The sequence below is a fragment of the Allosphingosinicella sp. genome (assembly GCF_059502505.1).
The window spans coordinates 62,275-87,444 of record NZ_JCACEU010000016.1; the positions used below are offsets into that span (position 1 = coordinate 62,275).

General features: G+C 66.9%; 28 protein-coding genes and 1 pseudogene. 13 read left to right on the plus strand and 16 right to left on the minus strand.

Going from position 1 to position 25,170, the window contains the following annotated elements:
• Positions 1-65 precede the first annotated feature (65 nt).
• The 4 genes from AC5JBD_RS08570 to fghA all read left to right on the plus strand — a co-directional run bounded on the left by AC5JBD_RS08570 (position 66) and on the right by fghA (position 4,149).
• Positions 66-305, plus strand: coding sequence for a hypothetical protein (locus AC5JBD_RS08570; RefSeq protein WP_495721377.1), 240 nt, complete (start codon positions 66-68; stop codon positions 303-305).
• A gap of 115 nt (positions 306-420) precedes the next feature.
• On the plus strand, positions 421-2,010 hold the full coding sequence (locus AC5JBD_RS08575; protein ID WP_495721378.1) for a phytoene desaturase family protein: 1,590 nt from the start codon (positions 421-423) through the stop codon (positions 2,008-2,010).
• Complete coding sequence (locus AC5JBD_RS08580) at positions 2,007-3,119, plus strand: S-(hydroxymethyl)glutathione dehydrogenase/class III alcohol dehydrogenase (protein WP_495721379.1); 1,113 nt, start codon at positions 2,007-2,009, stop codon at positions 3,117-3,119. The genes AC5JBD_RS08575 and AC5JBD_RS08580 overlap by 4 nt, the downstream gene beginning before the upstream one ends.
• A 187-nt stretch (positions 3,120-3,306) precedes the next feature.
• Positions 3,307-4,149: an S-formylglutathione hydrolase gene (fghA, locus tag AC5JBD_RS08585; RefSeq protein ID WP_495721986.1), complete on the plus strand. Its 843-nt coding sequence runs from the start codon at positions 3,307-3,309 to the stop codon at positions 4,147-4,149.
• Between the two features lie 7 nt (positions 4,150-4,156).
• Here fghA and AC5JBD_RS08590 read toward each other — a convergent pair whose 3' ends face one another.
• Both AC5JBD_RS08590 and AC5JBD_RS08595 read right to left on the minus strand, forming a co-directional pair.
• Positions 4,157-4,579, minus strand: a complete 423-nt coding sequence (locus tag AC5JBD_RS08590; RefSeq protein ID WP_495721380.1) for a PRC-barrel domain-containing protein — start codon at positions 4,577-4,579, stop codon at positions 4,157-4,159.
• A gap of 160 nt (positions 4,580-4,739) precedes the next feature.
• Positions 4,740-4,979, minus strand: coding sequence for a DUF6356 family protein (locus tag AC5JBD_RS08595; RefSeq protein ID WP_495721381.1), 240 nt, complete (start codon positions 4,977-4,979; stop codon positions 4,740-4,742).
• A 69-nt stretch (positions 4,980-5,048) separates the two neighbouring features.
• Between AC5JBD_RS08595 and AC5JBD_RS08600 the strand changes: the two genes are divergently transcribed.
• Positions 5,049-6,230, plus strand: a complete 1,182-nt coding sequence (locus AC5JBD_RS08600) for an amino acid aminotransferase (protein ID WP_495721382.1) — start codon at positions 5,049-5,051, stop codon at positions 6,228-6,230.
• Here the strand turns inward: AC5JBD_RS08600 and AC5JBD_RS08605 are convergent.
• Positions 6,227-6,592, minus strand: a complete 366-nt coding sequence (locus AC5JBD_RS08605) for a hypothetical protein (RefSeq protein ID WP_495721383.1) — start codon at positions 6,590-6,592, stop codon at positions 6,227-6,229. The two genes, AC5JBD_RS08600 and AC5JBD_RS08605, sit on opposite strands and share 4 nt — an antisense overlap.
• Before the next feature lie 153 nt (positions 6,593-6,745).
• On the opposite strand from AC5JBD_RS08605, the gene AC5JBD_RS08610 reads away from it, so the two are divergent.
• Positions 6,746-7,924 (plus strand): acetyl-CoA C-acetyltransferase, encoded by a 1,179-nt coding sequence (locus AC5JBD_RS08610; RefSeq protein ID WP_495721384.1) that lies wholly within the window; start codon positions 6,746-6,748, stop codon positions 7,922-7,924.
• 76 nt (positions 7,925-8,000) lie between these two features.
• Entirely contained in the window at positions 8,001-8,465 is a 465-nt protein-coding gene (locus tag AC5JBD_RS08615) for a hypothetical protein (RefSeq protein ID WP_495721385.1), read from the plus strand.
• Here the strand turns inward: AC5JBD_RS08615 and AC5JBD_RS08620 are convergent.
• Complete coding sequence (locus tag AC5JBD_RS08620; RefSeq protein WP_495721386.1) at positions 8,462-9,538, minus strand: Glu/Leu/Phe/Val dehydrogenase family protein; 1,077 nt, start codon at positions 9,536-9,538, stop codon at positions 8,462-8,464. The two genes, AC5JBD_RS08615 and AC5JBD_RS08620, sit on opposite strands and share 4 nt — an antisense overlap.
• Before the next feature lie 85 nt (positions 9,539-9,623).
• On the opposite strand from AC5JBD_RS08620, the gene AC5JBD_RS08625 reads away from it, so the two are divergent.
• Positions 9,624-10,094 carry an Lrp/AsnC family transcriptional regulator gene (locus AC5JBD_RS08625; RefSeq protein WP_495721387.1) on the plus strand — a complete coding sequence of 157 codons (471 nt, stop codon included), beginning with the start codon at positions 9,624-9,626 and terminating at the stop codon, positions 10,092-10,094.
• A 6-nt stretch (positions 10,095-10,100) separates the two neighbouring features.
• Here the strand turns inward: AC5JBD_RS08625 and AC5JBD_RS08630 are convergent, their stop codons facing one another.
• The 9 genes and pseudogenes from AC5JBD_RS08630 to AC5JBD_RS08670 form a co-directional block, all read right to left on the minus strand.
• Positions 10,101-10,760, minus strand: a complete 660-nt coding sequence (locus AC5JBD_RS08630; protein ID WP_495721388.1) for a dihydrofolate reductase family protein — start codon at positions 10,758-10,760, stop codon at positions 10,101-10,103.
• On the minus strand, positions 10,753-11,250 hold the full coding sequence (locus AC5JBD_RS08635; protein ID WP_495721389.1) for a VOC family protein: 498 nt from the start codon (positions 11,248-11,250) through the stop codon (positions 10,753-10,755). The genes AC5JBD_RS08630 and AC5JBD_RS08635 overlap by 8 nt, the downstream gene beginning before the upstream one ends.
• Positions 11,251-11,414: 164 nt before the next feature.
• Positions 11,415-11,867: a DUF1428 domain-containing protein gene (locus tag AC5JBD_RS08640; RefSeq protein WP_495721987.1), complete on the minus strand. Its 453-nt coding sequence runs from the start codon at positions 11,865-11,867 to the stop codon at positions 11,415-11,417.
• Between the two features lie 18 nt (positions 11,868-11,885).
• Positions 11,886-12,182: pseudogene (locus tag AC5JBD_RS08645) on the minus strand (DUF1428 domain-containing protein); the annotation flags it as partial.
• Between the two features lie 26 nt (positions 12,183-12,208).
• Positions 12,209-12,667: a VOC family protein gene (locus tag AC5JBD_RS08650; RefSeq protein WP_495721390.1), complete on the minus strand. Its 459-nt coding sequence runs from the start codon at positions 12,665-12,667 to the stop codon at positions 12,209-12,211.
• 27 nt (positions 12,668-12,694) lie between these two features.
• On the minus strand, positions 12,695-13,192 hold the full coding sequence (locus AC5JBD_RS08655) for an SRPBCC family protein (protein ID WP_495721391.1): 498 nt from the start codon (positions 13,190-13,192) through the stop codon (positions 12,695-12,697).
• Between the two features lie 13 nt (positions 13,193-13,205).
• Positions 13,206-14,033, minus strand: a complete 828-nt coding sequence (locus AC5JBD_RS08660; protein WP_495721392.1) for a VOC family protein — start codon at positions 14,031-14,033, stop codon at positions 13,206-13,208.
• 124 nt (positions 14,034-14,157) lie between these two features.
• Entirely contained in the window at positions 14,158-14,826 is a 669-nt protein-coding gene (locus tag AC5JBD_RS08665; protein ID WP_495721393.1) for a glutathione S-transferase family protein, read from the minus strand.
• A 137-nt stretch (positions 14,827-14,963) separates the two neighbouring features.
• Positions 14,964-15,392, minus strand: a complete 429-nt coding sequence (locus tag AC5JBD_RS08670) for a VOC family protein (RefSeq protein ID WP_495721394.1) — start codon at positions 15,390-15,392, stop codon at positions 14,964-14,966.
• Between the two features lie 79 nt (positions 15,393-15,471).
• Here AC5JBD_RS08670 and AC5JBD_RS08675 point away from each other — a divergent pair, with 79 nt between their 5' ends.
• Positions 15,472-16,173 carry a winged helix-turn-helix transcriptional regulator gene (locus AC5JBD_RS08675; RefSeq protein ID WP_495721395.1) on the plus strand — a complete coding sequence of 234 codons (702 nt, stop codon included), beginning with the start codon at positions 15,472-15,474 and terminating at the stop codon, positions 16,171-16,173.
• Between the two features lie 58 nt (positions 16,174-16,231).
• Positions 16,232-17,014: an SDR family NAD(P)-dependent oxidoreductase gene (locus tag AC5JBD_RS08680; RefSeq protein ID WP_495721396.1), complete on the plus strand. Its 783-nt coding sequence runs from the start codon at positions 16,232-16,234 to the stop codon at positions 17,012-17,014.
• 2 nt (positions 17,015-17,016) lie between these two features.
• On the opposite strand, the gene AC5JBD_RS08685 is transcribed toward AC5JBD_RS08680, so the two are convergent.
• Together AC5JBD_RS08685 and AC5JBD_RS08690 are read right to left on the minus strand one after the other, a co-directional pair.
• Positions 17,017-17,910 carry a TolB family protein gene (locus AC5JBD_RS08685; protein ID WP_495721397.1) on the minus strand — a complete coding sequence of 298 codons (894 nt, stop codon included), beginning with the start codon at positions 17,908-17,910 and terminating at the stop codon, positions 17,017-17,019.
• A 5-nt stretch (positions 17,911-17,915) separates the two neighbouring features.
• Entirely contained in the window at positions 17,916-19,856 is a 1,941-nt protein-coding gene (locus tag AC5JBD_RS08690) for a TonB-dependent siderophore receptor (RefSeq protein ID WP_495721398.1), read from the minus strand.
• A gap of 173 nt (positions 19,857-20,029) precedes the next feature.
• On the opposite strand from AC5JBD_RS08690, the gene AC5JBD_RS08695 reads away from it, so the two are divergent.
• Together AC5JBD_RS08695 and AC5JBD_RS08700 are read left to right on the plus strand one after the other, a co-directional pair.
• Complete coding sequence (locus AC5JBD_RS08695; RefSeq protein ID WP_495721399.1) at positions 20,030-21,028, plus strand: CaiB/BaiF CoA transferase family protein; 999 nt, start codon at positions 20,030-20,032, stop codon at positions 21,026-21,028.
• Positions 21,028-22,170: an acyl-CoA dehydrogenase family protein gene (locus AC5JBD_RS08700; RefSeq protein WP_495721400.1), complete on the plus strand. Its 1,143-nt coding sequence runs from the start codon at positions 21,028-21,030 to the stop codon at positions 22,168-22,170. The genes AC5JBD_RS08695 and AC5JBD_RS08700 overlap by 1 nt, the downstream gene beginning before the upstream one ends.
• Here the strand turns inward: AC5JBD_RS08700 and AC5JBD_RS08705 are convergent.
• The gene (locus AC5JBD_RS08705; RefSeq protein WP_495721401.1) at positions 22,167-23,141 is read right to left on the minus strand and encodes a glucokinase; all 975 of its coding nucleotides are present in this window, start codon (positions 23,139-23,141) and stop codon (positions 22,167-22,169) included. The genes AC5JBD_RS08700 and AC5JBD_RS08705 overlap by 4 nt on opposite strands.
• Before the next feature lie 158 nt (positions 23,142-23,299).
• Between AC5JBD_RS08705 and AC5JBD_RS08710 the strand changes: the two genes are divergently transcribed.
• On the plus strand, positions 23,300-25,165 hold the full coding sequence (locus AC5JBD_RS08710) for a gamma-glutamyltransferase family protein (protein WP_495721402.1): 1,866 nt from the start codon (positions 23,300-23,302) through the stop codon (positions 25,163-25,165).
• The last annotated feature ends 5 nt before the right edge of the window (positions 25,166-25,170 follow it).

Sequence of the window (25,170 nt, forward strand, 5' to 3'; positions counted from 1 at the left end):
GGGCATACATAGGTGCCGGATTCGGAACGGCGCCTAAACAATTGTTAAGTCCGCGGATGTCCGCAATGCCCGAAGGATATGTGAGCGCTTCCGGTCGTTCATCGACCATGATGGGAGACAACGAAATGGCGGACATGGAGAAGAAGCCCCAAGCTGACCCGGCAGGCGGGGCGGAAGGCGGTATGGCCGAAGGAACGGCTGGCGGGCCTGGGCAGGGCAACCGCCTCAAGGACTTGTCCGACGAAGCGGTGCGGGAGCTGGAAGAGAGCGAGGAGCCGCACGCGGGCCGTGGCGACGGCGGCTGAGATTTTCACGCGCTTCCACTTGTCCTGAGCTTGTCGAAGCACGGCCTTTCTTCCATGCGGCGTCGCAAGGAAGGGCAGGGCTTCGACAGGCTCAGCCCGAGCGGGGTTTGGCCAAGTGGCAAGCACAACAGACGTCGTCATCATTGGGGCCGGGCATAACGGGCTCGTCTGCGCTTATTATCTCGCGTCCAAGGGACTGAAGGTCACGATGCTCGAGCGCCGGCATGTGGTCGGCGGCGCGGCGGTGACCGAGGAATTCCATCCCGGCTTCCGCAATTCGACGGCGAGCTACACTGTCAGCCTGCTCAATCCGACGGTGATCCGCGACATGCGACTCTACGAGCATGGCCTGAAGGTCGTGCTTCGCAAGACCGATAATTTCCTGCCGGCCAAGGGCTGCGAATACCTGCTGGCGGGGAGGGACGGGCTCACCCGGCGGGAGATCGCGCGCCATTCGGCCAAGGATGCCGACGCGTACGACCTCTATTCCGATGCCTTGGTGTCCGTGATCGATATCCTGCAGCAATGGCTGCTGCGGGCGCCGCCTAATGCCGGCGGCGGTGTGGCGGACATCCTCGCCATGCTGAAGCTCGGCAACAGCGTGCGCGGGCTCACCCCCGAGCAGCAGCGCAATCTGTTCGACTTCTTCACCAAGAGCGCGTCGGACATTCTCGACCGCTATTTCGAGACGGATATCGTCAAGGCGCTGTTCGGCTTCGACGCGGTGGTGGGCAATTATGCGAGCCCCGAGACGCCGGGCTCGGCCTATGTGCTGCTCCATCATCTGTTCGGCGAGGCGGCGGGGGTGCCCGGTGCCTGGGGACATGCGATCGGCGGCATGGGCGCGATCACCCAGGCGATGGCGAAGGCCTGTGCGGAGAAGGGCGTGGAGATCGTCCTTGATGCGCCGGTCGAAGAGATCATCGTCGAGGGCGGCAAGGCGGTAGGCGTGTTTGCGGGTGGGCGGGCCTGGCGGGCGCGGCAGGTTGTGGCGAACGTCCACCCACGGATCCTGTTCGAGCGGCTGATTCCGCGCGGCGCGGTGGCGCCGGAGATCGACCGGCGGATGCGGGGCTGGGCGAGCGAAAGCGCGACCTTCCGGATGAACGTAGCCTTGTCCGAACTGCCGCGCTTCACCTCGCTGCCCGAGGCGGGGGATCATCTCACCGCCGGGATCATCATGGCGCCGTCGCTGGACTATATGGACCGCGCCTTCGTCGATGCGAAGCGCGACGGCTGGTCGCGGGAGCCGATCATCGAGATGCTCATCCCTTCCACGCTGGACGACAGCCTTGCGCCGCCGGGGCAACATGTCGCGAGCCTGTTCTGCCAGCACTTCCCCTATGACCTGCCCGGCGGCTGGGAGGCGCGACGCGACGAGGCTGCCGACCACATCATCGCGACGGTCGATTCCTACGCGCCGGGCTTCAAGGCGTCGGTAATCGGCCGCCTCGCGCTCGCACCACCCGATCTGGAGGCGCGCTTCGGCCTGATCGGCGGCGACATCTTCCATGGCAAGATGGGGCTGGACCAACTCTTCTCGGCGCGGCCGATGCTCGGCCATGCCGATTACCGGATGCCGCTTACCGGCCTCTATCTTTGCGGCTCTGGCGCCCATCCGGGCGGCGGGGTAACGGGCGCGCCAGGGCATAATGCCGCGCGCGCCGTGCTGGCCGATCGCAAGAGACTGAGGACATTCACATGAAGACCAGAGCCGCCATCGCCGTCGGACCCAACCAGCCGCTCGAGATCCACGAGGTCGACCTGGAGGGGCCGCGCGCCGGCGAGGTGCTGGTCGAGATCATGGCGACCGGCATCTGCCACACCGACGCGTACACCTTGGAGGGCAAGGACAGCGAGGGCATCTTCCCGTCGATCCTCGGCCATGAAGGCGCGGGGATCGTGCGAGAGGTCGGGCCGGGGGTGACCTCGGTGCGGCCGGGCGACCATGTTATTCCGCTCTACACGCCGGAATGCCGGCAGTGCAAAAGCTGCCTCTCGCAGAAGACCAACCTCTGCACCGCAATCCGCGGCACGCAGGGCAAGGGGCTGATGCCGGACGGGACCAGCCGCTTCCGGCTCGGGAGCGAGACGATCTACCATTATATGGGCTGCTCGACCTTCTCGAACTTCACGGTGATGCCGGAGATCGCGGTGGCGAAGGTCCGCGAGGACGCGCCGTTCGACAAGATCTGCTACATAGGCTGCGGCGTCACGACGGGCGTCGGAGCGGTGATCTGGACGGCGGGTGTGGAGCCGGGCGCCAACGTCGCCGTGTTCGGGCTCGGCGGCATCGGCCTCAACGTCATCCAAGGGGCGAGGATGGCGGGCGCCGACAAGATTATCGGCATCGACATCAACCCGGCGAAGCGGGCGATGGCCGAGCAGTTCGGCATGACCCACTTCATCAACCCGAACGAGGTCGGCTTCGACAAGGTCGTCCAGGCGGTGGTCGACGCGACCGACGGCGGCGCCGACTACAGCTTCGACTGCACCGGCAATACCGACGTGATGCGCCAGGCGCTGGAATGCTGCCACCGCGGCTGGGGCGAGAGCGTGATCATCGGCGTGGCGGAAAGCGGGCGCGAGATTGCGACGCGGCCGTTCCAGCTCGTCACCGGCCGCGTCTGGAAGGGCACCGCGTTCGGCGGCGCGCGCGGCCGCACCGACGTGCCGCGGATCGTCGACTGGTATATGGACGGCAAAATCGCAATCGATCCGCTCATCACCCACACGCTCGCGCTAGACGACATCAACAAGGCGTTCGACCTGATGCATGCGGGGGAGAGCATCCGCTCTGTTGTCATCTACTAACCCCTTCTCCCCTTGCGGGAGAAGGATACGGAGCCTTGGCGACGAAGGAGCTTAGGCGGAGTTGGATGAGGGGTCGCGGCCTTGCGGCCGCGCGGCGGCAAAGCCGCCGACCCCTCACCAGGCTTCGCTAGGCAGCGAGCTGCCAAGCTTCGCCATCCTCTCCCGCAAGGGGAGAGGAGAATGGAGGATCAGCTTGGACACCATCTCCGTCACGCGCGCCCATGGCGGGACGCAGCACGTGGTGAAGCATCAGAGCCGCGCCACGGGCACCGAGATGACCTTCTCGGTCTTCGTGCCGCCGCAGGCGGACGCGGGCGCGGCTTGCCCGGTCGTCTGGTATTTGTCGGGGCTCACCTGCACCCACGCGAACGTTACCGAGAAGGGCGAATATCGCCGCGCCTGCGCCGAGCTGGGCCTGATCTTCGTGGCGCCCGACACGAGTCCGCGCGGCGAGGGGGTGCCGGACGACCCCTCCTATGATTTCGGGCAGGGCGCCGGCTTCTATGTCGATGCGACCGAGGAGCCGTACGCGCGCAACTATCGCATGTACAGCTATGTCGCGGAGGAGCTGGCCGAGGTGGTCGCGTCGGCCTTTCCGATCGATCTGGGGCGGCAGGCGATCATGGGCCATTCGATGGGTGGGCATGGGGCGCTGACGATCGCGCTGAAGAATCCGGGGCGGTATCGCAGCATCTCCGCTTTCGCTCCGATCGTGGCGCCGTCGCAGGTGCCCTGGGGCGAGAAGGCGTTGTCGCGCTATCTGGGGCCGGACCGCGGCGCCTGGATGAAGCATGACGCGGTGGCGCTGATCGAAACCGGTGCGCGCGTGCCGGAGATACTGGTCGACCAGGGGGAGGCGGACAGCTTCCTCGAGCGCGAGCTACGGCCCGAACTGCTCCGCGCCGCGTGCCGCGATGCTGGCATCGATCTCACGCTCCGGATGCAGCCAGGTTACGACCACAGCTACTTCTTCATCTCCACCTTCATGGAGGACCACCTGCGCTGGCACGCCGAGCGGCTCGCCCGCTAGGGGAAGCTCAGAGCCCCCACCAGGGGAGGGCGCCGTAATAGGAACGCACTTCCTCGGCATGCTCGCGGTCGATCGGGCGGTCGGTGTCGTCGAGCGACATGCGCGGGGCGCGCTGGAGCTGCTCTCGGGTCATGTCGACCGAATAGCCGTCGCGATCGACGTCGTAGGTGAGCGAATCCCACGGGATCGGGTGAACGTGGCTGCCGACGCCGAGCACGCCGCCAAACTCCATCAGCGCATAACCGACCCTGCCGCTGCGCTTGCCGATCATCATCGAATGGATCGTGCCGAGCTTCCTGCCGTCGCGGTCGAAGACGCTGGTGCCCTCGACCCGGCGGGAGGAGATCATCTCATGGGCGTGCTCCAGCTCCGCTGCGGGCATGGATTGGGCACCTCCGGCACCCATGACGGTGTTGCTGCTGCTTGCCATGGTCCTGTTCCTTCGCGCGCAAGGTTCCCCGGAAAGACAAGGACGCCCCAGCCGAAGCGGAGGCGTCCCGTGAAGCCGTCAAGGCGACGGCTGCTCAAGATGTGTTTCGGCCAATGCCGAAGGAACGAATGAAGCGCTCGCGGGTTCCGGCAGCCGAATTTCAGATGATGGGGTGGCGTTCCCAATTGGGCGCGTCGACGCGCTTGGTGATTCCGCCGTGGAGGCGGCGGATCGTGTTGCTGCCGGTGTTGACGAACAGGAAGGGGAGCAGGCCGTGGACCAGGCAGGCGAGGCCGGCCCCGATCAGGGTGAAGCCGACACTGCCGGCATGGACCATGTGATGGCCATAGCTTTCGCCGACCTCGTGCGGATGCTTCGTGAAGAGGTTGCCGTCCGCCATTGCCCGCCGTTCCCAAACTGAATAGCGCCTCTTACACCTCGCCTAACCGGCTCTCAAGGGACACCCACCGTGTTCGACCGCTTTCCCGAACCCGTCGCCGATCCGCTGCACGCGGTGATGGCACGCTGCCGCGCCGATCAGCGGCCGGAGAAGATGGATCTCGGGGTCGGCGTCTATCGCGACGACAGCGGCGTCTCGCCAATCATGCGAGCGGTGCGGGAAGCGGAGCTGTGGCTCGCGGAGCATGGCGACACCAAGGCTTATCAGGCGCTTGCAGGCGAGCATTCATTCATAGATGCAATGACGTCGCTCGTGCTGGGAGATGGTCACCCTGCTGTGCGCGAGCGGCGGGTCGCCGCCATTCAGGGAACCGGCGGCACAGGATCGCTACGCATTGCTATGGACCTCGCGTGGATCGCGGACCCTGGCGCCAGATTGTTGCTCGGGGTGCCGAGCTGGCCCAACCATGGGGCCCTGGCCTTAGCGGCGGGGCTGGAGCTGGTCACCCACACCTATCTGGACGTGGCGACGCAGACGATCGACTATAGGGCCATCGCCGAGGCGGCGCGGAGCGCCAGGGCAGGGGACCTGTTCGTCCTGCACGGGCCTTGCCACAATCCGACCGGCGCGGATCTGACGCGGGAGCAGCGCCTTGAGCTGCTGGCAATTCTTGCCGAGCGCGACGCGGTGCCGCTGATCGATGCCGCTTATTATGGTCTGGGCGAGGGCCTGGAGGTGGATCTCCAGATCCTGCGCGACGCGGCGTCGGCGGTGCCGCGGGCGTTCATCGCCGTCGCATGCTCGAAGAGCTTCGGCCTCTATCGCGAGCGCACGGGTGTGCTGCTCGCCATCTGCGCGGACACGGGCGAGCGCGACCGGGTGCAGGGTCAGATGGAGAGGACCAGCCGCACGCTCGTTTCCATGCCGCCGGCGCACGGGGCAGCGGTGGTGGCTCGCGTCCTGGCCGAGCCGAACCTCCGCGCGTCCTGGGAGGAGGAGCTTGCCCAGATGCGCGAGCGGGTCATCGGGCTCAGGGCCGAGCTCGCCGCCTTGTCGAACGAGGCGCCGATCCTGGCGGGCATCGATCGCCAGCGCGGCATCTTCCGGATGCTGCCGCTGACGCCGGAGCAGACCGACAGGCTCGGCTGCGACCACGGCATTCACATGGCACAATCCGGCAGGATCAACCTTGCCGGCCTGAAGCGCGGCGATGCACCGCGACTGGCGCAGGCGCTGGCGTCGATCGTCTAGTTGCGGCAGACCCGCACGTCGGCCCAGCCGCTCTTGCCGTCGCGCACGCGCTCGATCGTGCAGCTCGGCTCGCGCATCGCTTCCCGCTCCTCGTCAAGGGACGCGAGCGAGTAGCTGGGGTAATCGTACGGATAGTCGCGGTCGTAATCGAACATCGCTTTGCCATTGCGGACGTCGACCCCGCCGCCATGCTCGAAATAGCCGTCGTCGCGGCTGACGGTGCGGATATAGTCTCCCGGCGCGAAGACTATGTAGGGACAACCATAGCCACGGTGGACGGGGACGAATTCGCTCCACCCGAGTTCGGCCGCGGCCGGCGCGGCGGTGAGGCCGAGAGCTAGGACGCAGAACAGCTTGCGCATTATCACCTCCAAGACATTCGTGAAATCAGGCCTAGCATCGCGGGCCGGGAGGAGTCCTGCGGCTCGCGCGGGCGCGAATTCCACTCTGGGACAGTTGCAGGCGCGGCGCTGCCGCGGCTAAGGCGGTTGACGTAAACGTAAGGGAGGGGACGCATGGCCGAGGCTTTCATCGTAGAGGCCGTTCGCACGGCCGGCGGCAAGCGCGGCGGCGCCTTGAAGGATTGGCACCCGGCCGACATGGCCGCCGAGGTGCTCGACGCGCTGGTCGAGCGCTCCGGCATCGATCCTGTCCTGATCGAGGACGTGATCATGGGCTGTGTCGGCCAGGCCGGCGAACAGGCCTTCCATATCGGACGCAATGCGGTGCTGGCGTCGAAGTTGCCCCAGTCGGTGCCGGCGGTGACGATCGACCGGCAATGCGGCTCTTCGCAGCAGGCGCTGCAATTCGCTGCTCAGGCGGTGATGAGCGGCACCCAGGACGTGGTGATCGCGTCCGGCGTCGAGTCGATGACGCGTGTGCCGATGGGCCTGCCGGTGACGCTGCCGATGCAGCATGGCATCGGCACCGGCCCCTTCTCCAAGCGCATCCAGGACCGGTTCGGCGTGCCGATGTTCAGCCAGTTCATCGGCGCCGAGATGATCGCTGAGAAATACCAGTTCCGCAAAGAGCAGCTCGACGAGTTCGCGCTCGACAGCCACCGCAAGGCGGCGCGGGCGACGGAGGAGGGCGTGTTCGCCGACGAGATCGTCGCACTGCCGGTGACCGGCGAGGACGGCGAGACGCGCCTCCATGATCGCGACGAGGGCATACGCTATGGTGCGACGCTGGAGGGCATCGCCTCGGTCAAGCTGCTGAAGGAAGGCGGCAAGATCAGCGCCGCCAACGCTTCTCAGATCTGCGACGGCGCGAGCGGGGTGCTCGTCGTCAGCGAGCGGGCGCTGAAGGAGCATGGCCTGAAGCCGCTGGCGCGGGTCGCAAACCTCACCGTCACTGCCGGGGATCCGGTGATCATGCTGGAGGAAGTAATCCCCGCGACTGCGCGCGCCCTGCAGCGGTCCGGCATGAGGATCGAGGAGATCGACCTCTATGAGGTGAACGAGGCGTTCGCGCCGGTGCCGCTCGCCTGGCTGCGCGAGACCGGCGCCGATCCGGCGCGACTCAACGTCAATGGCGGTGCGATCGCGCTCGGTCATCCGCTCGGCGCCTCGGGCACCAAGCTGATGGCGACTTTGGTCCACGCACTGAGGAAGCGGGGCAAGCGCTACGGCCTGCAGACGATGTGCGAAGGCGGCGGCATCGCCAATGTGACGATCGTCGAGAGCCTCGCCTGAGACGGGGCTTTGCCGCGGGCCGGATTGCGCGCTATTCCTGGGGCGGGATGAGCCACTTCAGGGAAATCCCGTCCTCATGATCATTCGAATTGTGCGCGCGGCGCTGGCCGGCGCGGTGGCCTGGTGGGTCGGCATGCAGCTCACCTTCGTGCCGGCGCAGGCGATCCTTGCCGATCCGGCGCTGCAAAGCGCGAAGATGAACGCGATCTACGAGTTGGCGCCGCCAGCGCGGATCGCCACCGATCCCTGGCTGCTCCCGCTCGGCATGCTGATCACGGCGCTGGCCCAGGCGCTCGTCTTCGCCTTCATCCGGCGCGGCCTGCCCGAAGGGCTGATTGCGCGCGGCCTTGCCTTCGGGGCGGTGGCGTGGGGCCTCTTCACGCCTTGGTTCGAATTCTACCTGCCCTGGAACCTGATGCTGGAGCCGACTGCCTTGGTGCTCGTCGAATTGCTCTGCTGGGCCGGCATCCTAGCGCTGGTCGGCGTGGCAATATCGCTCGCGTTCGGACGTGAGCGCGAGGCGCGCGCGGCTGGCGGCTAGGCCTCGCCGACGATCTGGCGGGCGAGGCGGAGGGCCGCGGCGTGGGGCGTGGTGCCCTGCGTCTCGGCGAGATCGAGCACCTCCGCCAGGCGCCGGCCGATCCCCTCCAGCCGTTCCTCGATCGAACTCTGCAGGGGCGGTGCGCGGCCGGGCAGCCTTGCCAGCTCGTCGGCGCTGCTGAGGATGCCGCCGGCGCTGACGATGAAGTCGGGAGCCAGCAGGATGCCTCGCGAACGCAGATCCTCGGCAAGCCCGGCGCGGCTCAGCTGGTTGTTGGCGGCGCCGACGATCGCGCGGCAGCGCAGCTCGGTGATGGTCGCATCGTTGACCACGCCGCCCAACGCGCAGGGGGACCAGATGTCGACCTCCTCGGCGTGGATACGTGCGGGGTCGGCCACTCGCGCGCCGAACAGTTCAGCGGCGGCCTTGGCATGATCGCTTTTGATGTCGGCGACGGTGAGGATCGCACCATCGGCGGCCAGCCGCTCGCATAGCCGCCAGCCGACGCCGCCGAGGCCCTGCACGGCAATCCTAAGGCCGGCGAGATCGTCCTGGCCGAACAACCGGCGCGCGACGTGCCGGAGCGCGTGCCAGGCCCCTTGTGCGGTGTAGACGGCGGTGTCGCCGCGGCCGCCGGTCGCGGTGCCGGCGACATAGGGCGTGAACGCCCGCAACGCCTCGCAGTCCCAGAGCGTGAAGCCGACATCCTCGCCGGTGGCAAAGCGGTCGCCGATCCCGTTGAGAAATCGGCCATAGGCGGCGAGCAGGCCCTGCGGCTTGGTGTTGCTGCCGTCGCTCATGATCACAGCCTTGCCGCCGCCGCATCTCATCCCGGCGAGGGCCGATTTGTAGGTCATCGCCTGCGAGAGACGGAGGGCGTCGCTCGCTGCATGATCGAGGCTGTCGTAGCGCAGGAAGCGCGTGCCGCCGGCCGCGGGACCGAGGCGGGTGTTGTGGACCGCCACCACTGCCGTGAGGCCATTCTCCTCGTCGCGGATGGTGTGGACTTCCTCATGGCCGTCCCAGTCTTCCAGATGCTCGAACATTGCGATGCGCTCCTGCGATCGCGCCATATTATGCACATGTTGGGCAGCAGAGGGTTGCGAACTGCACGGATTGGGTGCTTGTTGTTGGCATGATCTGCCAATCGGAGGCTCGATGAGGCTGGACGCGATCGATCGCAGGATATTGGAGGCGCTCCAGGAGGAGGGGCGGCTCAGCAATCTCGAGCTTGCCGAGCGGGTCGGACTGTCGCCATCGCCATGCCTAAGGCGCGTCAAGCTGCTCGAGCGGATGGGAATTGTCCGCGGCTATCGGGCGCAAGTGTCGCGCGAGGCAGTGGGGCTCGATCTCACCGTGTTCGTCGCGGTGAATCTGGAGGGCCATGGCAGCGACAATCCGCGGCGGTTCCGCGAGGTCGTGCTGGCAATGCCGGAAGTGGTCGCCTGCTACATCGTATCGGGCGAGAGCGACTATCTGCTGCACGTCGTCGCGCCCAATTTCGAGGCCTACCGGCTGTTCGTGCTGGACCACCTGTTGAAGGCGCCGGGCGTCAAGGACATACGCAGCAGCTTCGCTCTCGACGTGCTCAAGGAGGCGGCGCCGCTGCCTCTGGCGCATCTGAAATAGGGCGCCTCAGCCCTCCGCCTTCATCCTCTCGCGGCGCTCCAGTTCCTCCTCGCTGGGCTCCTTGGTCTGGAACGAACCGGTCTGCACTGGCCCGGCCGGCTCGTAGCTGGCGAGGACGACGCCGCTCGGGGAAACCTTGCTGTCGACCAGCTTCAGCGCACCCGAAGCGCCATTCTCCCCGAACAGCCTTTTGCCTTTGCCGAGCAGGACCGGGAAGGTCTTCAGGTACAGCCGGTCGATCAGGCTCCGGGCGAGCAGGTCCGGGTAGAGCCCGCTGCTGCCCTGGATGACGAGGTCGGGGCCGCTGCCCTGCTTCAGCCGCGCGACGCCCTCGACTCCGTCGCCGATCGCGTGGGAGTTTGCCCAGGAAAGCGGCTCCTTCGACGAAGTGACGACATATTTGGCGGCGCGGTTGAAGGCCTGGCCGATCGGATCGTCGTCATAATGCGGCCAGTGGGCGGCGAAGATCTCGTAGGTCCTGCGGCCCAGCAGGAGATCGAACGGCTCCTCGAACAGGGGCGCCATGCTCTCGCCGACCGTGTCGTCCCAATAGGGCGCGACCCAGCCGCCGTAGCGGAAGCCGCCGGTCGGGTCCTCCTCCGGGCCGCCCGGAGCCTGCATGACGCCGTCGAGCGAGACGAAGGCTCCGGCGATGATCCTACGCATCGGCGGTTTCGCCGGCGACCGCGCGCTCGATGGCGGCGACGTCGATCTTGCGCATCGTCATCATCGACTCGAAGGCGCGCTTCGCCTTCGACTGGTCGGAGCTGCCGACCGCGTCCAAGAGGACGCGCGGGGTGATCTGCCAGGAGAAGCCCCAGCGGTCCTTGCACCAGCCGCATTCGCTTTCCTGCCCGCCATTCTGGACGATCGCATTCCAGTAGCGGTCGGTCTCCTCCTGGTCCTCGGTGACGACCATGAAGCTGACCGCCTCGTTCGGCTTGAAGTTCGGGCCGCCGTTGAGGCCGACGAAGGCGCGGCCGAGCAACGTGAAATTCACCGTCAGTTCGGCGCCCTGCTCGCCGCCCGGGAATTCGGAAGGTGCGTGCATGGCGTCATCGACATGGCTGTCGGGGAAGGTCGCCGCGTAGAATTCCGCGGCCTTGCGCGCCTCGCCATGATCGAACCAGAGGCAGGTGGTGAGCTTGTCCGGCATTGATCTTCTCCCAATGATGTTTTCAGTTCCGCTCGCCCTGAGCCTGTCGAAGGACTGTCCTTCCCTTCCGGAGTGGGAAAGAAGGGCAGGGCTTCGACGAGCTCAGCCCGAGCGGGGTTGAGGGTGGTTGCCCGCCACCCCGACAGGAAGTGGCGGGCTGGGCCTTATTTCGCGCCGGCGAGCTCGCGCTCGGCCGAGGCGTTCGGGGCCCCGGCGCTGCTGTCGACGATCGGCTCGAAGCCGCCCCAGAACATGCGCATGCCGTCGAACGGCATGTTGGCATGGTCCGGCTGCATGTCCGGATCCTTCATCAATTTGTCCCAGCCCTGGTCGCGGGTCGCCTTGTCCGGCCACTCGATCCAGGAGAAGACGACATTCTCGTCCTCCTTGGCCTGCACGGAGCGGCGGAAGTCGGTGAGCTTGCCGTCGGGGATGTCGTCGCCCCAGGCCTCGACGACGCGGAGCGCGCCATATTCCTCGAACTTGCGCGACGCTTTTTCGGCCATGTCGTTATAGGCCTGCTTGTTGGCGTGCGGCACCGGTAGGACGAAGCCGTCGATGAAGGCACCCTTGCGCGAGCCTTTGTCGAGCAATGGCGCGAAGCCACCGAAGATCATGCGTTTGCCGTCGAACGGCATCTCCGCGCCCATATTGGCCATGCGCTCGTCGGTCATCATCCGCTGGTTGGCGGCGTCGCGCACCTCCTTCGAGGGATATTCGAAGAAGGAGAAGACGACGTCCTCGTCCTCGGTCGCCTGCACCGCCTTGCGGAAATCGGTGACCTTGCCGTCGGGCACGTCGTTGCCCCAGGCCTCGACCATCCGGGTGGCGCCGAATTCGTGGAACAAGTGCGCCGCGCCCGAGGCGTGGCTGCGATAGAGGTCGCGGTTTGCCTTGGGCACGGCGACGATGAAGCCTTCCACATAGGTCATGATCTCTCTCCTCTTCGAATGGTTGGTCAGGCGACGGCCTCGTGCGCGGGCTGACCGGCGGTGGCGGCCTTCACCGGCGCGCCGATCGACCAGCTGTGGCCGAACGGGTCTTTGAGCTGGCCGTAGCGGTCGCCCCAGAACTGGTCGCCCAGCGGCATGGTCGGCGTCGCGCCGGCCTGCGTTGCGCGGTTCCAGACCTCGTCGGCATCGGTCACCTGCAGGTGGAGCGTCACTCCGCCCGGCGTGGAGCCGGCGCCGCATTCGCCATATTCCGGGAACTCGTCGTTCAGCATCACCGAGCCGCCGTTGATGCGGAGGTGGGCGTGCATGATGCGCTCGCCGTCCTCGGCAAGATGGGGCGGCATCGCCTCCATGGCGCCGAACGCCGCCTTGTAGAAGGCGACGGCGTCATGCCCACGCCTGTCCTTGATGGTGAGATGCGGCGTCACGCCGCCGCTCGGGCCCTGGTCGGGGTTCGCGCTCATCTTGCCCTCCTTCGCTCGTGGGAATGTCTATTCGGCGGCGACAGGCGTGCGCGCCTCCGCTTCCGCGATCTCGGCCAGCTGGTCGGCGCACATCATCCAGCCCTGCTCGAAGCCCATTTCCTGGTGCTTCTTCACCGCTGCCTCGTCCCAGTGGCGGACGCGGGCGGTGTAGCGGGTGCCGGAACCTTCCGGCTCCAAGGTGATGATCGCGACCATCGCGAAATCGCAGCCTTCGTTGCTCAGCACCTGCGGCTGCCAGCCGGGCTTGAAGGCGTTGGTCCAGACGATCCGTTCGCCCGGCACCACTTCCAAGAAGACGCCTTCGCCGCCGTCCGTGTCGCCTTCGGGGCTGCGCATTTCGGTATACATGCGGCCGCCGGTCCTGAGGTCCCACTCGACCGCCGGCGTGCTCCAGGGTTTCGGCACCCACCATTCGGCCGTCCGCTCGGTATAGATGCGGTAGACCGTGTCCGGCGACGCATCGATGTAGCGGGTGACGGAAAGCTCTTTTGCTGCGTTGCTCATCATTCTGCTCCGTTTAGGATTGATTGCGAGGGCCGACGGCGCCGAACAGCGCGCCCTGCGGATCGGTCGCGACGATCATGAAGTCGCCGCCTGGAATCTCGCTCGGCTCCTGATGGACGGTGCCGCCTCCGGCCGTGACCGCGGCCGCGGCGGTGTCGATGTCGGTGACGTAGAAGTAGAAATGCCAAAGCGGCGGCGGCCCGCCGGCCGGGTTGCGCATGACCGCGCCGATCATCCCGCCATTGTGGTTGATGAAGCGATATTCGCCCAACTCGCCCATCGGCATGGCGTCGCCTTTCTCCCAGCCAAACTGGCCGGTGTAGAAGGCGAGGGCGCCGTCCTGATCGGTGGTTGCGAGCTCGTTCCAGCAGCAATGGCCGGGCTTCATGCTGGCGACGAAGGCAGTGCTCGGCTGCTCGCTGGCGCCGCGCATGACGTAGAAGGTGATGCCCTGCGGATCGGCGACCATCGCCATCCGGCCGACGCCTTCCAGGTCCATGGCGGGCATGTGGACGGCGCCGCCGTCCCGCGTGATGCCGTCGACCGCCTGGTCGACATCGTCGACCCCGACATAGCCGAGCCAGACCGGGCGCATCCCGGCCTCGGCCGCGCCTTGCGGCAGCTTCATGTGCCCGGCGACGGCGACTCCGTTGGCGGAGAATAGCCGGTAATCGACACCCGGCTGGCCGGCGCCCGCGGCCGTCCAGCCGATCACGTCGCCGTAGAAGCGCGCGGCGGCATCGGGATCGCTGGTCAGCAGCTCATACCAAATGAAGCTGCCGTGCGGGTTCCTGGCCGTCTGCTCGAGCGTCTGCGACTCAGCGGTCAAAGTCTCGGACATCGTCTTACTCCCTTGCGCTGGCCTCTCCCGTAGAAGAGGCGCTGCCATCGTTGTGGGCCGGGAATGACTTCCTGTAACCCAGGTTAAGCGGCGTCGCCAACCGTTCGGCGGCGAACGGCCCTCCTCAGGCGGCCTCCCGTTCCTCGAAATCGGCAAGCTGCGCCGCCAGCGCCCGTTGAAAGGCGGGACGCGCCTCGCACCGTGTCTGATAGGCGGCGAGGTTCGGATGCTCGGCCACCAATCGGGTGTGCCTCAGGCCCCGCAGGACGGTCGTCATCATCAGGTCGGCGACGGTGAAGCTGCCCTCGAGATAGTCTTTGTCGCCGAGCCAGTCGGCGACGCGCTTCAGCCGCTCGCGCACCTTCTTCTCGGCCTCGGGCCGGCGCAGCTTCGCCCACTCCTCGCCGCGGTTGAAGATGTCGATGTTGATCAGCTCGAAGATCATCGGCTCGATGCTGTTCAGCGCCGCGACCAGCCAGCAGGTCGCCCGCGCCCGGCCGATCTCGTCCCTGGGCAGCAGCGTCTCGCTGCTCTCGCCGATGTGGAGCAGGATGGCGCCAGTTTCGAACATGTGGAGGTCGCCTTTGACGAACACCGGCACCTGACCGAACGGCTGCTCCAGGAAATAATCCTGCGGCCGCTCCGTCATCGCGTCGAGCAGGCGGACGCGATAGTCGATTCCCGCTTCCTCCAGCGCCCAGCGGACCCTCAGGTCGCGGACCACGCCCTTGGCGAAGTCCGGCACCCAGTTGAATGCGGTGATCTCGATGGCGGCATTGGATTCTACAGGCATGGATCCCTCCGGATCAGATGAACAGGCCGTCGAGCCACTGCTCGCCCAGCATCGCGGTCGCGGTGACGAGGAACGAGGCGAGGCCGATCAGGAAACTCTGCTTGTTGGACACGGATCGTCTCCCGCGGTGGAGGGTGTCAGGCATTCTCGAACGCGGCCGCGCCTTGCTCTGCGGCGGCGGCGTCCATCCACATCGGTTCCCAGACATGCCCGTCGGGATCCTCGAAGGACCGGCTGTACATCATCCCCATGTCCTGCGCCGGGCGCGTCTCGCGGCCGCCGGCGGCGACGGCCAGTTCGGTGATGCTGTCGACCGCCTCGCGGCTGTCGCGCGAGATGCACAGCAGCACCTGACAAGTCTCGTGGGCGTCGGGGATCTTCTTGTCGGTGAAACCCTGGAAGAAGGGGTGAGTGAGCAGCATCACGAAGATGGTGTCGGAGAACACCATGCACGCCCCCTGGTCGTTCGTGAACTTGCGCTCGTTCACCGCGCCGATCGCTTCGTAGAAACTCTTCGCCCTCGGAAGGTCGGTGACGGGCAGGTTCACGAAAATCATTTGGGACATGGCGTCTCTCCCTTCGCTCAACATGGATCAGCGAATCACTGTTTGACCGTGATGCGCGTCTGAGTTATGAAAAGCAACTATGAAGTTACAAAAAATAACTGAGTCGCGGCAGAATGGTCCTAGACGGCGTTACGACGACGCCTGCGGCACCGCCCACGGACTCGAACTGATCGGCGAGCGTTGGGCGCTGTTGGTGCTGCGCGAGCTCATGCTTGGGCCAAAGCGCTTCGGCGACATCAAGGCTGACCTGCCGGGAATCAGTGCCAATGTGCTGACGCAGCGGCTGGAGGGGCTGGAGGAGAATGGCCTGGTCGTCCGCAAGCGCCTGCCGCCGCCCGCCAATGCCCAGGTCTATGAGCTCACCGAATGGGGCTACGAGGCCGAGCCGATCGTCCAGACGCTCGGCCGCTGGGCGGCGCGCTCGCCGGCCCACGATCCGACTTTGCCGATCAGCGCGACCTCGATCATGCTGAGCTTCCGGACCATGTACAATGCTGAGCGGGCAAGGGCGCTTGGCGCCGCCATCGGCTTCCGCTTCGGCGCCGACAGCTTCGTCGCGACGGCCGAAATCGGCGAGCTGAAGGTCACGCGCGGCGACACCGCGGGAGCGGACGCCACCTTCGTCGGGGAACCTACCGCGCTCGGCGGCGCCGTCTACGGCAAGGTGCCGCTCGACGAGCTTGCCGCCGCGGGGGTCCTCAAGGTCGAGGGCGACCTCAAGGCGGCCGAACGCTTCATCGCCATCTTCGAATTGCCCCCGAAGGTCGGCGCACCGGCCTAGGCTCCCCTTGTCGAGGCGCGGCACTTCCCTCTAGGAGCGCGGCAAAAGGGGAGAGACCATGAAGCTCGACAACAAGATCGCCGCCATCGTGACCGGCGCCGCCTCAGGCCTTGGCGAAGCCACCGCCCGGGCGCTTGCCGCGCGCGGCGTCAGGGTCACGGTGTTCGACCGGGACGCCGAGAAGGGCGAGCGCGTCGCCGCCGAGATCGGCGGCGTGTTCGCGCAGGTGGACGTAACGTCGAACGAGGCTGTGGATGCCGGCTTCGCGAGGGCGCGCGAGGCGCACGGGCAGGAGCGGATCCTAGTCAACTGCGCCGGTGTCGCCAATGCTGCCAAGACGGTCGGCCGCGACAAGGCGACCGGAGAGGCGAAGCGCTATCCCATCCAACAGTTCGAGCTCGCCATCCAGATCAACCTGATCGGCACCTTCCGCTGCATCGCCGCTTCCGCCTACGGCATGACCGGTCTCGACCCGCTCGAGGATGGCGAACGCGGCCTCATCGTCAACACCGCCTCGGTCGCCGCGCAGGACGGCCAGATCGGCCAGGCCGCCTACAGCGCGTCGAAGGCCGGCGTGCTCGGCATGGCGCTCCCGATCGCCCGCGACCTGATGAGCGAGGGCATCCGCGTCAACACAATCCTCCCCGGCATATTCGAGACGCCGATGATGGCGATGATGCCGCAGAACGTGCGGGACGCGCTCGCCGCCCAGGTCCCGTTCCCCAAACGCCTCGGCCGTGCCGACGAATATGCGCGCCTCGCCGTCTTCATGGCCGAGAACCCCTATCTCAACGGCGAATATGTGAGGCTCGACGGCGCCATCCGCATGGCGCCGCGCTAGGCTCAGCCGGGCGGCAGCGGCTGCCTCATGATGATGGTCTGCCCGTCCCGGGTGATGTTGAAATAAAGCCAGCGTTCGTCGTCGCTGGGCATCCCGCGGGTCTCGCTCACGCCGTCCACGGCGGTGAGGCGCTCCAGCCCCTCGCCGGTCGGCCTGATGCGATGGACGGCAAACTCGCGGCCTTTGCGGCCTTCGACGACTGCCGAGAAATAGATCCAGCGTCCCGAGCGGCTCCAATAGGGGTGGCCGTCAAAGCTCTCGGAATTGGTGATGTTGCGGCGGGCGCCGGTTGCGAGGTCGACGATGACGATCTCGCCGTTGCGGTTGATCTCACCGACGGCGTTCGGGAACCATTCGATCAACGCGGCGGAGCGGCCGTCCGGCGAAAGGGAAGCGAAGGTCTCCACCCGACGAGTGTCGCTGATCGTCTCGACGCCGGAGCCATCCGCCCGTACCCGCAGGATCGCCGAGTCCGTGTCGCCGCCCTTGTCGTTCGGATCGAAGGTGCGGTTGAACACGAGCCATTGGCCGTCGCCGCTCCACTTGGGATGGCCGTCCTTGCCGGGATGCGGCGCCACGCTCCTGGCCGCGCCGCTCGACAGGTCGAGCACATAGACCTCGTCATTGCCGTCGCGGTTGGAGATGAAGGCGAGGCGGGTCCCGTCCGGAGACCAGGCGGGGTGGGTGTCGTCATGGGTGGAGACGTGGAGCCGCCGGATCCTCCCGGTGGCGACGTCGATCGCGTAGAGCTGGGAGCGGCCGTCGAAATTGCCCTGAAAGGCCACCGAGGCGCCGTCCGGCGACGGCGTGGGGTAGCCCATCTCGAACCGTCCGAGAGGCTCCACCGCTGCGGGGGCGGAGGATTGAAGTGCGATCGCCAGGAGCAGGTATGCCATCATCATCATAGGTCGGCGGTCACTCTGAAAAGGACGTTCCTGGGCGCGTTGAAGTAGAAGGCGTTGCTGGCCCGAACCTCCCAGACATAGACGTCGAACAGATTATTGACCTGCAGGCGGAAGGTCATCGGAGTGCCGGCGATTTCGCGCTGGTACCGCACGCCCATGTTCACGAACTCCGCGGGGGGGACGACCAGGCTGTTGGTGACATTGGCGATCCGGCGGCCGAAGCTGTTGATCCCTGCGTCGAACGACAGGCCGGGCAGCTGCGGTGGCCGGTATTCGGCGCTGAGCAGGATCGTGCGGTTCGTCGAAGCGACCGGACGGCGCCCGATCAGCCCACCCGCTACAGCTTCTCCGCTGACCTCCGCGTCCAGCAGGACGGCGCCGGCGACGATGTTGAGGTCGGGGGTGATCGCGCCGGTCAGCGAGACTTCCGCGCCGCGGTGCCGCACCTGGCCGAGCCTCCGATAGAAGTTCTCCGCGTCGAGGCTGAAATAGGGCTTTTCGAGATTGAAGACGCCGGCGACCAGCCGCGTTCCCGGCGCGATCGTCCAGCGCAGGCCGCCATCATATTGGCGGGTGAGGATCGCGGGCGGGGCCTCGTCACGATTGACCGCGACATCGGGCGCGACGGGGCTTTCCTCCAGGCCGCGGCTGATGCCGCCGTAGAGGGCGATTGCATCGGACAGCAGGATAGCGGCGCCGGCATTGTAGAGCCAGGGCGCGGCATCGGTGGGGGCTTCGCTGCGTCCGGGTATGTCTGACGTCTTGCGATAGTCGGTCTTCTGGAGGCCGAGCGTCAGCTCCCCGACCTCGGTCCAGCGGCCTTCATAGCCGATCCCGTAGGAAAGCTGGCGCACCCGATCGATCGACTGCGGCCCGAAGGTGAAGGCGGGCTCCGACGCGATCGGCACGTCGCCAATGTCGGCGGGTCCGAGCTCGGCCGCCGACGAGCCGCCGTAGCGCCGCCTTTGATCGCGCCCGCGCAGGGTCGCCTGGAGGATGTGGCGACGGGGTCCGTCGCTGAAGGGGCGTGCGGCTCTGACTTCGCCGGACGTGGAAGCGAATTTCTGATCGGGCGTGGCGACGACGCGGTGGCGGGCGGCGATCCCGTCAGGCGCGGTGTCGAGGAACTGGTCCGAGAAGCTCTGCCGGGAATTGAAGAAGGATCGGAACGCACCGGCGCTCAGCGACCAGCCGTCCCTGGTGTAGCGCAGGATCGTGCCGTAATTCACGTCCTCGGCATCGCTCAGCGCCCACGGCTGGACCATGTAGCGGCCGCGCGCGATCCGTTTCGGGAGGAAGTCGCCGGCAACGAAGATCCGTGGCTGGGTATCCTCGCTGCGATGGATGAGACCGCTCCAGAAGGGGACGACCTCCAGTCCCTCGAGCGGCCGCCAGCGCAGGATCGCCGCTGCGGCGGCATGGTTCGCTGTTCCGCCGTAGATCGGATTGTCGCGGCTGGCATTGACGCCGAGACCGAGCGACAGGCGGTCGGCGATCAGCGGCACCTGCCCGTCCAGCTCGGCCCGCACCGTGCCGAGGGTCTCGACCGAGGCGACGGCGCTTAAGGCCGCTTCATCGCCCGGCAGCCGCAGCCGGTAATCGGCCACTCCGGTCGGCGCGATGAAGGTGTAGCCCTGGGCCGAGATCCCCACCCGGACCGACGAGCCCCTCACCAGCCGGGTGTTGAAGCCCGTCACTGCATCCAGGTACAGGCCCTCGAGCCGCACATTGCCGGCAGCGAAAGGCGAGAAGCCGCGGACATTGTCCGGATTGTAGAGGCCGATGCTCTCATTGCCGATGCTGCTGCCGAAGGCATCTTCGGCGGACCTCAATGCATTCTCGGCCGCCCGTTGCGCCAGCGCGGGAGAAGCCAAGGCGATCGATGTGCAGGTTGCGGAAAACAGCAGGGATTGGCGAACGACCTGGGAAGCGCCCATTCAACATGGCCTTTCAAGTCATCCCCAGGCCGGACGCTAGCAGTCAGCCGCGCCGCCGTCCCGCGAGAGGCGGCGCACTCGTCGCGGCATCTGGCGGTTCATCGCACATCCGGGCGATCAAGCGCCTTCTCTTTTCCTCGGGGTGCTGCCACTCACCATCGGGGAGGGGCACAATGGCAGCAGTCCTGGCGGGTATCAGGGTCATCGAAATGGCCGGACTCGCGCCGGCGCCGTTTGCGGCGATGATGATGGCCGATCATGGCGCAGATGTGATCCGGATCGAGCGGGCGGGGCATGCGCATCCGATCCCGGCGGAGAAGGATATCCTGCGGCGGGGGCGGGCGGAGGTTCTGACGCTCGACCTCAAGAGCGAAGAGGGCGTCGCGCGGGTGCGGGAGCTGGCGCGCGAGGCCGACGGGCTGATCGAGGGGTTTCGGCCGGGGGTGATGGAGCGGCTGGGGCTGGGGCCGGAGGTGCTGCTCGGCGACAATCCGCGGCTCGTCTATGGCCGCATGACGGGTTGGGGGCAGGGGGGTCCCCTTGCCGAGGCGGCCGGTCACGACATCAACTACATCGCGCTTGCCGGCAATCTTCACGGCTATGGCCGGGCAGGGGAGAAGCCGACGCCTCCGGCGAACGCGGTCGGGGATTTCGGCGGCGGGGGAATGTTGCTGGCGTTCGGGATGTTGGCGGGCATCCTCTCGGCGCGGAGCAGCGGCAAGGGGCAGGTGGTCGATTGCGCGATGGTGGACGGGGCGGCTTTGATCGCTGCGCAGACATGGTCCTTGCTCGCGGCCGGCATGTGGAAGGACGCGCGGGGCGCCAACCTGCTCGACAGCGGTGCGGCCTTCTACGACAGCTATGAATGCGCGGACGGCCGGTTCGTCGCGGTGGGGGCGCTGGAGCCGCATTTCTTTGCGGTGCTGAAGGACAAGCTCGCCCTCTCCTGCGGGCAGTTCGATCCCGGGCTGCGGGACGAGCTTGCGGCCACGTTCCGCACGCATCCGCGCGATCATTGGTGCGCGTTGCTCGAAGGGAGCGACGCTTGTTTCGCACCGGTGCTGTCGATGGCCGAGGCGCCTCGTCACCCGCACATTGCGGCGCGTGGGACTTTCATCGAGGATGGCGGCATCGTCCAGCCGGCGCCCGCGCCTCGCTTCAGGGAGATATGATGCTCGACACCAGCCGCCGCACCTGCTTCACCGAGAGCCACGAGCTGTTCCGCGACAGCGTGCGCAAGTTCTTCGAGCGCGAGTTGACGCCCCACCTGGAGCGTTGGGAGAAACAGGAGATCGTCGACCGCGATTTCTGGAACAAGTGCGGCGAGGCGGGGCTGCTCTGCCCGACCGTGCCGGAGGAATATGGCGGGCTGGGGCTCGACTTCGGCTATAATGCGGTGATCGACGAGGAGCTGGCTTATGCCGGCTCCACCGCCGGCATCACGCTCCATAGCGACATCGTCGCCGATTATATCGTCGCTTATGGCAGCGAGGAGCAGAAGCGGCACTGGCTGCCGCGTATGGTGTCCGGGGAGACGCCCACCGCCATCGCCATGACCGAGCCGGGTGCGGGGTCGGACCTGCAGGGCGTCCGCACCCATGCAGTCAAGGACGGCGCCGACTACGTCATCAACGGCTCCAAGACCTACATCACCAACGGGCAGCATTCCGAGCTGACGATCGTCGTGGCGAAGACGGATCCGAGCCTCGGCGCGCGCGGCACCTCGCTGATCCTCGTCGAGGCGGAGCGGGAGGGCTACGCGCGCGGGCGCAACCTCGACAAGGTCGGCATGCACAGCCAGGACACGTCCGAGCTGTTCTTCAACGACGTGCGCGTGCCGCAGACCAACCTGCTCGGCGCGGAGGGCATGGGCTTCGCCTATCTCATGAACCAGCTGCCGCAGGAGCGGCTGTCGATCGCCTGTTCGGCGCAGGGCTGCGCGCAGCGCGCGTTCGACGAGGCGGTGAAGTTCACCAAGGAGCGCAAGGCGTTCGGCAAGACCGTCTTCGAATTCCAGAACACCAAGTTCACGCTCGCCGATCTCGCCGCCAAGCTGCAGGTCGGCTGGGCGCATCTCGATTGGGCGATCCGCCGCCATGTCGCCGGCGAGCTGACGGCCGCGGAGGCGTCGGCCGCCAAGCTCTGGCATACCGAGCTGCAATGGGAGCTGTGCGACGCCTCGCTCCAGCTGCACGGCGGCGCCGGCTACATGAACGAATATCTAATTGCGCGGCTGTGGCGGGATGCGCGCGTCACGCGCATCTTCGGCGGCACCAACGAGATCATGAAGGAAGTCGTGAGCCGCTCGATCTAGGCCGAATGCTCACGCTGGAAAGCCACGGCGGCGCCGAGGAGGCCGGGCTCGTCATGGGTGAGGAGGCGGACCTGGATGTTCTCCATGCGCTGGCGGTAGCGGCCCTTGGCGATGAAGCGGCCGCCGAACAGCGGCGATTTGAGCTTGTCCGCCATGCGGTTCGACAGCGAGCCGGCGAGCACCACCGCCATCGATCCATGGGCGAGCGAGAGGTCGCCGGCGACCGAGCCATAGCATTTGACGAACTGGTCGAGCGCCAGCGCGGCGGCGGGATCGCTGTCCTCGAGCGCGGCTTTCCACAGGCCGGCGACGCCGCCCACTTCCCACGCGGCGCCGCCGATCAGGCGGTAAATGTCCTCCAGGCCGGGCCCCGAGACGATCCGCTCCACGGAGGCGCGGCCGTAGAGCTGGCGGTAGAGGAGGGCGAGCTGCTCCTCCTCCTCATTGAGCGGGGCGAAGCCGATATGGCTGCCTTCGGTCTCGATCACATGGATCGCGCCCGCCCGGCGGAGGAGCATGGCGACGCCGAGGCCGGTGCCGGGGCCGATGATGCTGGTCACGCTCTCGCCGGCAAGCGGCCGCACCGGCCCGAGGATCGGCTGGAGCTCGGCTTCGTCGAGCACGCTCACCGCATAAGCGATCGCGCCGAAATCGTTGAGCAGTGTCAGCCGCTCGACGCCGATGTCGCGGGCGAGGGTGCGGGTCTCGACGATCCAGCGGCTGTTCACGAAGCGCAGCACGTCGCCGCCGATCGGCGCCGCGACGCCGATCGCCGCGGCGGCGGGGAGGGGCTCGCCGAGTTCCGCGGCGAAGGCGCGCCAAGCCGACGCGATGCCCTCATGGTCGGCTGTGCGATAGCGGAAGACCCGGCCGAGACGCGGCGGCTCGCCGGGTGCGAGCTCCGCCAGGGCGAAGCGGGCGTTGGTGCCGCCCACGTCGACGGCGACGATCCGGTCGCTGGCAGCCGCCATCAGCCTGTTTTGCCGTTCGAAATGCTCAGGAGAACCGCCATTGCGGCGCCCTAGCACGGGCGCTCGCGCTCAGCGACAGATTCGGAAACAGCACGCCGCTTGTGCAGGGCGGATCGTGCACCTAGCCTCCCTGTGCCGCAGCCATGGGAGATGAAGTGATGCGCACCATCAGACTGGCCTCGTTCCTCGCCGCATCTCTCGCGCTGGCGGTTGGTTCGCCGGCCGCGCTGGCGCAGCGCACCGCCAAGCCGGTGCTGCACGGCCGTCACTGGGTGGCGATTACCGGCAAGCCGCTCGCCGCGACGGCCGGGGCGATGATCTATGGCAAAGGCGGCAATGCAGTCGATGCGGCCTGCGCGATGCTGGCGGCGACCTCGACCATGTGGGATGTGCTCTCCTGGGGCGGCGAGACGCAGGCGTTGATCTACAATCCGAACACCAGGAAGGTGATCGGCATAAACGCGCTCGGCGTCGCGCCGACCGGAGCGACGCCCGAATATTACCGCAAGAAGGGCATGCGCTACCCGCCGGAATATGGGCCGCTCGCGGCGGTGACGCCGGGCACGCCGGGCGGGCTGATGGTGATGCTGTCGGAATATGGCAAGCTCAGCCTGGCCGAGGTGCTGGCCCCCGCCATCCAGATGGCCGAGGGCTATCCGATCGAGAAGGCGACTGCCGACAATATCGAGCTCGACAAGGACGAGATCAAGAAGTGGCCCTATTCGCGCGCCCTGTTCCTGACCCATCCGGGCCGGGAGCGCGAGGCGCCCGATCCGGGCGAGATCTTCCGCCAGCCCGACCTCGCCGCGACCCTGCGCAAGCTGGTCGAGGCCGAGCGGCAGGCGCTTGCCGCCGGCAAGACGCGCAAGGAAGCGATCCAGGCGGCGTACGACCTTTTCTACACGGGTGACATTGCCAGGGAATTGGTGCGCTCGACCCGGGAGCAGGGCGGGCTGTTCACGATGCAGGATCTCGCCAACTGGCGAGTGCGGATCGAGGAGCCGGTCAGCGTCAATTACAAGGGCATCGAGGTCTACAAGCTCAGGGAATGGACGCAGGGGCCGGCCATGCTCCAGGCGCTCAACATCCTCGAAGGCTTCGACCTCAAGGGGATGGGCTATAATAGCAGCCGCTACATCCACACGCTCTACCAGGCGATGAACCTCGCCTTCGCCGACCGCGACTTCTATTATGGCGACATCTATTCGGGCCCCGAGGAGCCGATCCGCGGCCTGCTCTCCAAGGACTATGCGCGCAGCCGCGCCCAGCTCATCCGCCCCGATCGCAACGATCCGAACATAGCGCCGGGCGATCCCTATCCCTTTCAGGGTGGCCGCAACCCGTATCAGGATTTGCTGAGGAACTGGAACCGCGGCCGGAGCGAATCCGGGCAGCGCTCAGCACCGCCACAGGCGATGGCGATCTTCGAGAAGAGCTTCCGCTCGGGCACCACGACGGTGGAGGCGGCGGACGCCGAAGGGTGGGTGGTGTCGATCACGCCCAGCGGCGGCTGGGTCCCGGCGGTCATCGCCGGCCGGACCGGCGTGGGCCTCAGCCAGCGGGCGCAGAGCTTCGTCCTCGACCCGGCCGAAAACCCCTTCAACGTGATGGCGCCGGGCCGGCAGCCGCGGGTGACGCTGACGCCGACACTGGCGCTGAAGGACGGCAGCCCGTTCCTCTCCTTCGCCGTGCAGGGCGGCGACACGCAGGACCAGAATCTGCTGCAATTCTTCCTGAACGTCGTCGAGTTCGGCATGAACGTGCAGCAGGCCACCGAGGCGGCGAACATCAATTCCTACCAGATGCGCGCCTCCTTCGGCGCGCACGAGACCCAGCCGGGCCGCCTGTTGCTGAGCGACCAGGTGCCGGCCTGGGTGCGCCGCGAACTGACGGAGAAGGGCTACACCCTCGTCTTCGAGCCGCGCACGTCGGGCCCGATCAACGCGATCTTCTTCGACCGCGAGCACGGCACCTTCTGGGGCGGATCGAGCAATCACGGTGACGATTACGGCATCGCCTGGTAAGCCGC

What these genes read in the sequence shown, in the direction of transcription:
- AC5JBD_RS08625 (WP_495721387.1), top strand. Translation starts at nt 9,624, where the DNA reads ATGAGGCTGGACGCGATCGATCGCAGGATATTGGAGGCGCTCCAGGAG.
- AC5JBD_RS08590 (WP_495721380.1), bottom strand. Translation starts at nt 4,579, where the DNA reads ATGGCAAGCAGCAGCAACACCGTCATGGGTGCCGGAGGTGCCCAATCC.
- AC5JBD_RS08655 (WP_495721391.1), bottom strand. Translation starts at nt 13,192, where the DNA reads ATGAGCAACGCAGCAAAAGAGCTTTCCGTCACCCGCTACATCGATGCG.
- AC5JBD_RS08620 (WP_495721386.1), bottom strand. Translation starts at nt 9,538, where the DNA reads ATGGCGCGATCGCAGGAGCGCATCGCAATGTTCGAGCATCTGGAAGAC.
- AC5JBD_RS08650 (WP_495721390.1), bottom strand. Translation starts at nt 12,667, where the DNA reads ATGAGCGCGAACCCCGACCAGGGCCCGAGCGGCGGCGTGACGCCGCAT.
- AC5JBD_RS08580 (WP_495721379.1), top strand. Translation starts at nt 2,007, where the DNA reads ATGAAGACCAGAGCCGCCATCGCCGTCGGACCCAACCAGCCGCTCGAG.
- AC5JBD_RS08700 (WP_495721400.1), top strand. Translation starts at nt 21,028, where the DNA reads ATGCTCGACACCAGCCGCCGCACCTGCTTCACCGAGAGCCACGAGCTG.
- AC5JBD_RS08660 (WP_495721392.1), bottom strand. Translation starts at nt 14,033, where the DNA reads ATGTCCGAGACTTTGACCGCTGAGTCGCAGACGCTCGAGCAGACGGCC.
- AC5JBD_RS08630 (WP_495721388.1), bottom strand. Translation starts at nt 10,760, where the DNA reads ATGCGTAGGATCATCGCCGGAGCCTTCGTCTCGCTCGACGGCGTCATG.
- AC5JBD_RS08635 (WP_495721389.1), bottom strand. Translation starts at nt 11,250, where the DNA reads ATGCCGGACAAGCTCACCACCTGCCTCTGGTTCGATCATGGCGAGGCG.
- AC5JBD_RS08615 (WP_495721385.1), top strand. Translation starts at nt 8,001, where the DNA reads ATGATCATTCGAATTGTGCGCGCGGCGCTGGCCGGCGCGGTGGCCTGG.
- AC5JBD_RS08695 (WP_495721399.1), top strand. Translation starts at nt 20,030, where the DNA reads ATGGCAGCAGTCCTGGCGGGTATCAGGGTCATCGAAATGGCCGGACTC.
- AC5JBD_RS08570 (WP_495721377.1), top strand. Translation starts at nt 66, where the DNA reads ATGCCCGAAGGATATGTGAGCGCTTCCGGTCGTTCATCGACCATGATG.
- AC5JBD_RS08675 (WP_495721395.1), top strand. Translation starts at nt 15,472, where the DNA reads ATGAAGTTACAAAAAATAACTGAGTCGCGGCAGAATGGTCCTAGACGG.
- AC5JBD_RS08640 (WP_495721987.1), bottom strand. Translation starts at nt 11,867, where the DNA reads ATGATCTTCGGTGGCTTCGCGCCATTGCTCGACAAAGGCTCGCGCAAG.
- AC5JBD_RS08710 (WP_495721402.1), top strand. Translation starts at nt 23,300, where the DNA reads ATGCGCACCATCAGACTGGCCTCGTTCCTCGCCGCATCTCTCGCGCTG.
- AC5JBD_RS08610 (WP_495721384.1), top strand. Translation starts at nt 6,746, where the DNA reads ATGGCCGAGGCTTTCATCGTAGAGGCCGTTCGCACGGCCGGCGGCAAG.
- AC5JBD_RS08685 (WP_495721397.1), bottom strand. Translation starts at nt 17,910, where the DNA reads ATGGCATACCTGCTCCTGGCGATCGCACTTCAATCCTCCGCCCCCGCA.
- AC5JBD_RS08665 (WP_495721393.1), bottom strand. Translation starts at nt 14,826, where the DNA reads ATGCCTGTAGAATCCAATGCCGCCATCGAGATCACCGCATTCAACTGG.
- AC5JBD_RS08705 (WP_495721401.1), bottom strand. Translation starts at nt 23,141, where the DNA reads ATGGCGGCTGCCAGCGACCGGATCGTCGCCGTCGACGTGGGCGGCACC.
- AC5JBD_RS08690 (WP_495721398.1), bottom strand. Translation starts at nt 19,856, where the DNA reads ATGGGCGCTTCCCAGGTCGTTCGCCAATCCCTGCTGTTTTCCGCAACC.
- AC5JBD_RS08670 (WP_495721394.1), bottom strand. Translation starts at nt 15,392, where the DNA reads ATGTCCCAAATGATTTTCGTGAACCTGCCCGTCACCGACCTTCCGAGG.
- AC5JBD_RS08595 (WP_495721381.1), bottom strand. Translation starts at nt 4,979, where the DNA reads ATGGCGGACGGCAACCTCTTCACGAAGCATCCGCACGAGGTCGGCGAA.
- AC5JBD_RS08605 (WP_495721383.1), bottom strand. Translation starts at nt 6,592, where the DNA reads ATGCGCAAGCTGTTCTGCGTCCTAGCTCTCGGCCTCACCGCCGCGCCG.
- AC5JBD_RS08680 (WP_495721396.1), top strand. Translation starts at nt 16,232, where the DNA reads ATGAAGCTCGACAACAAGATCGCCGCCATCGTGACCGGCGCCGCCTCA.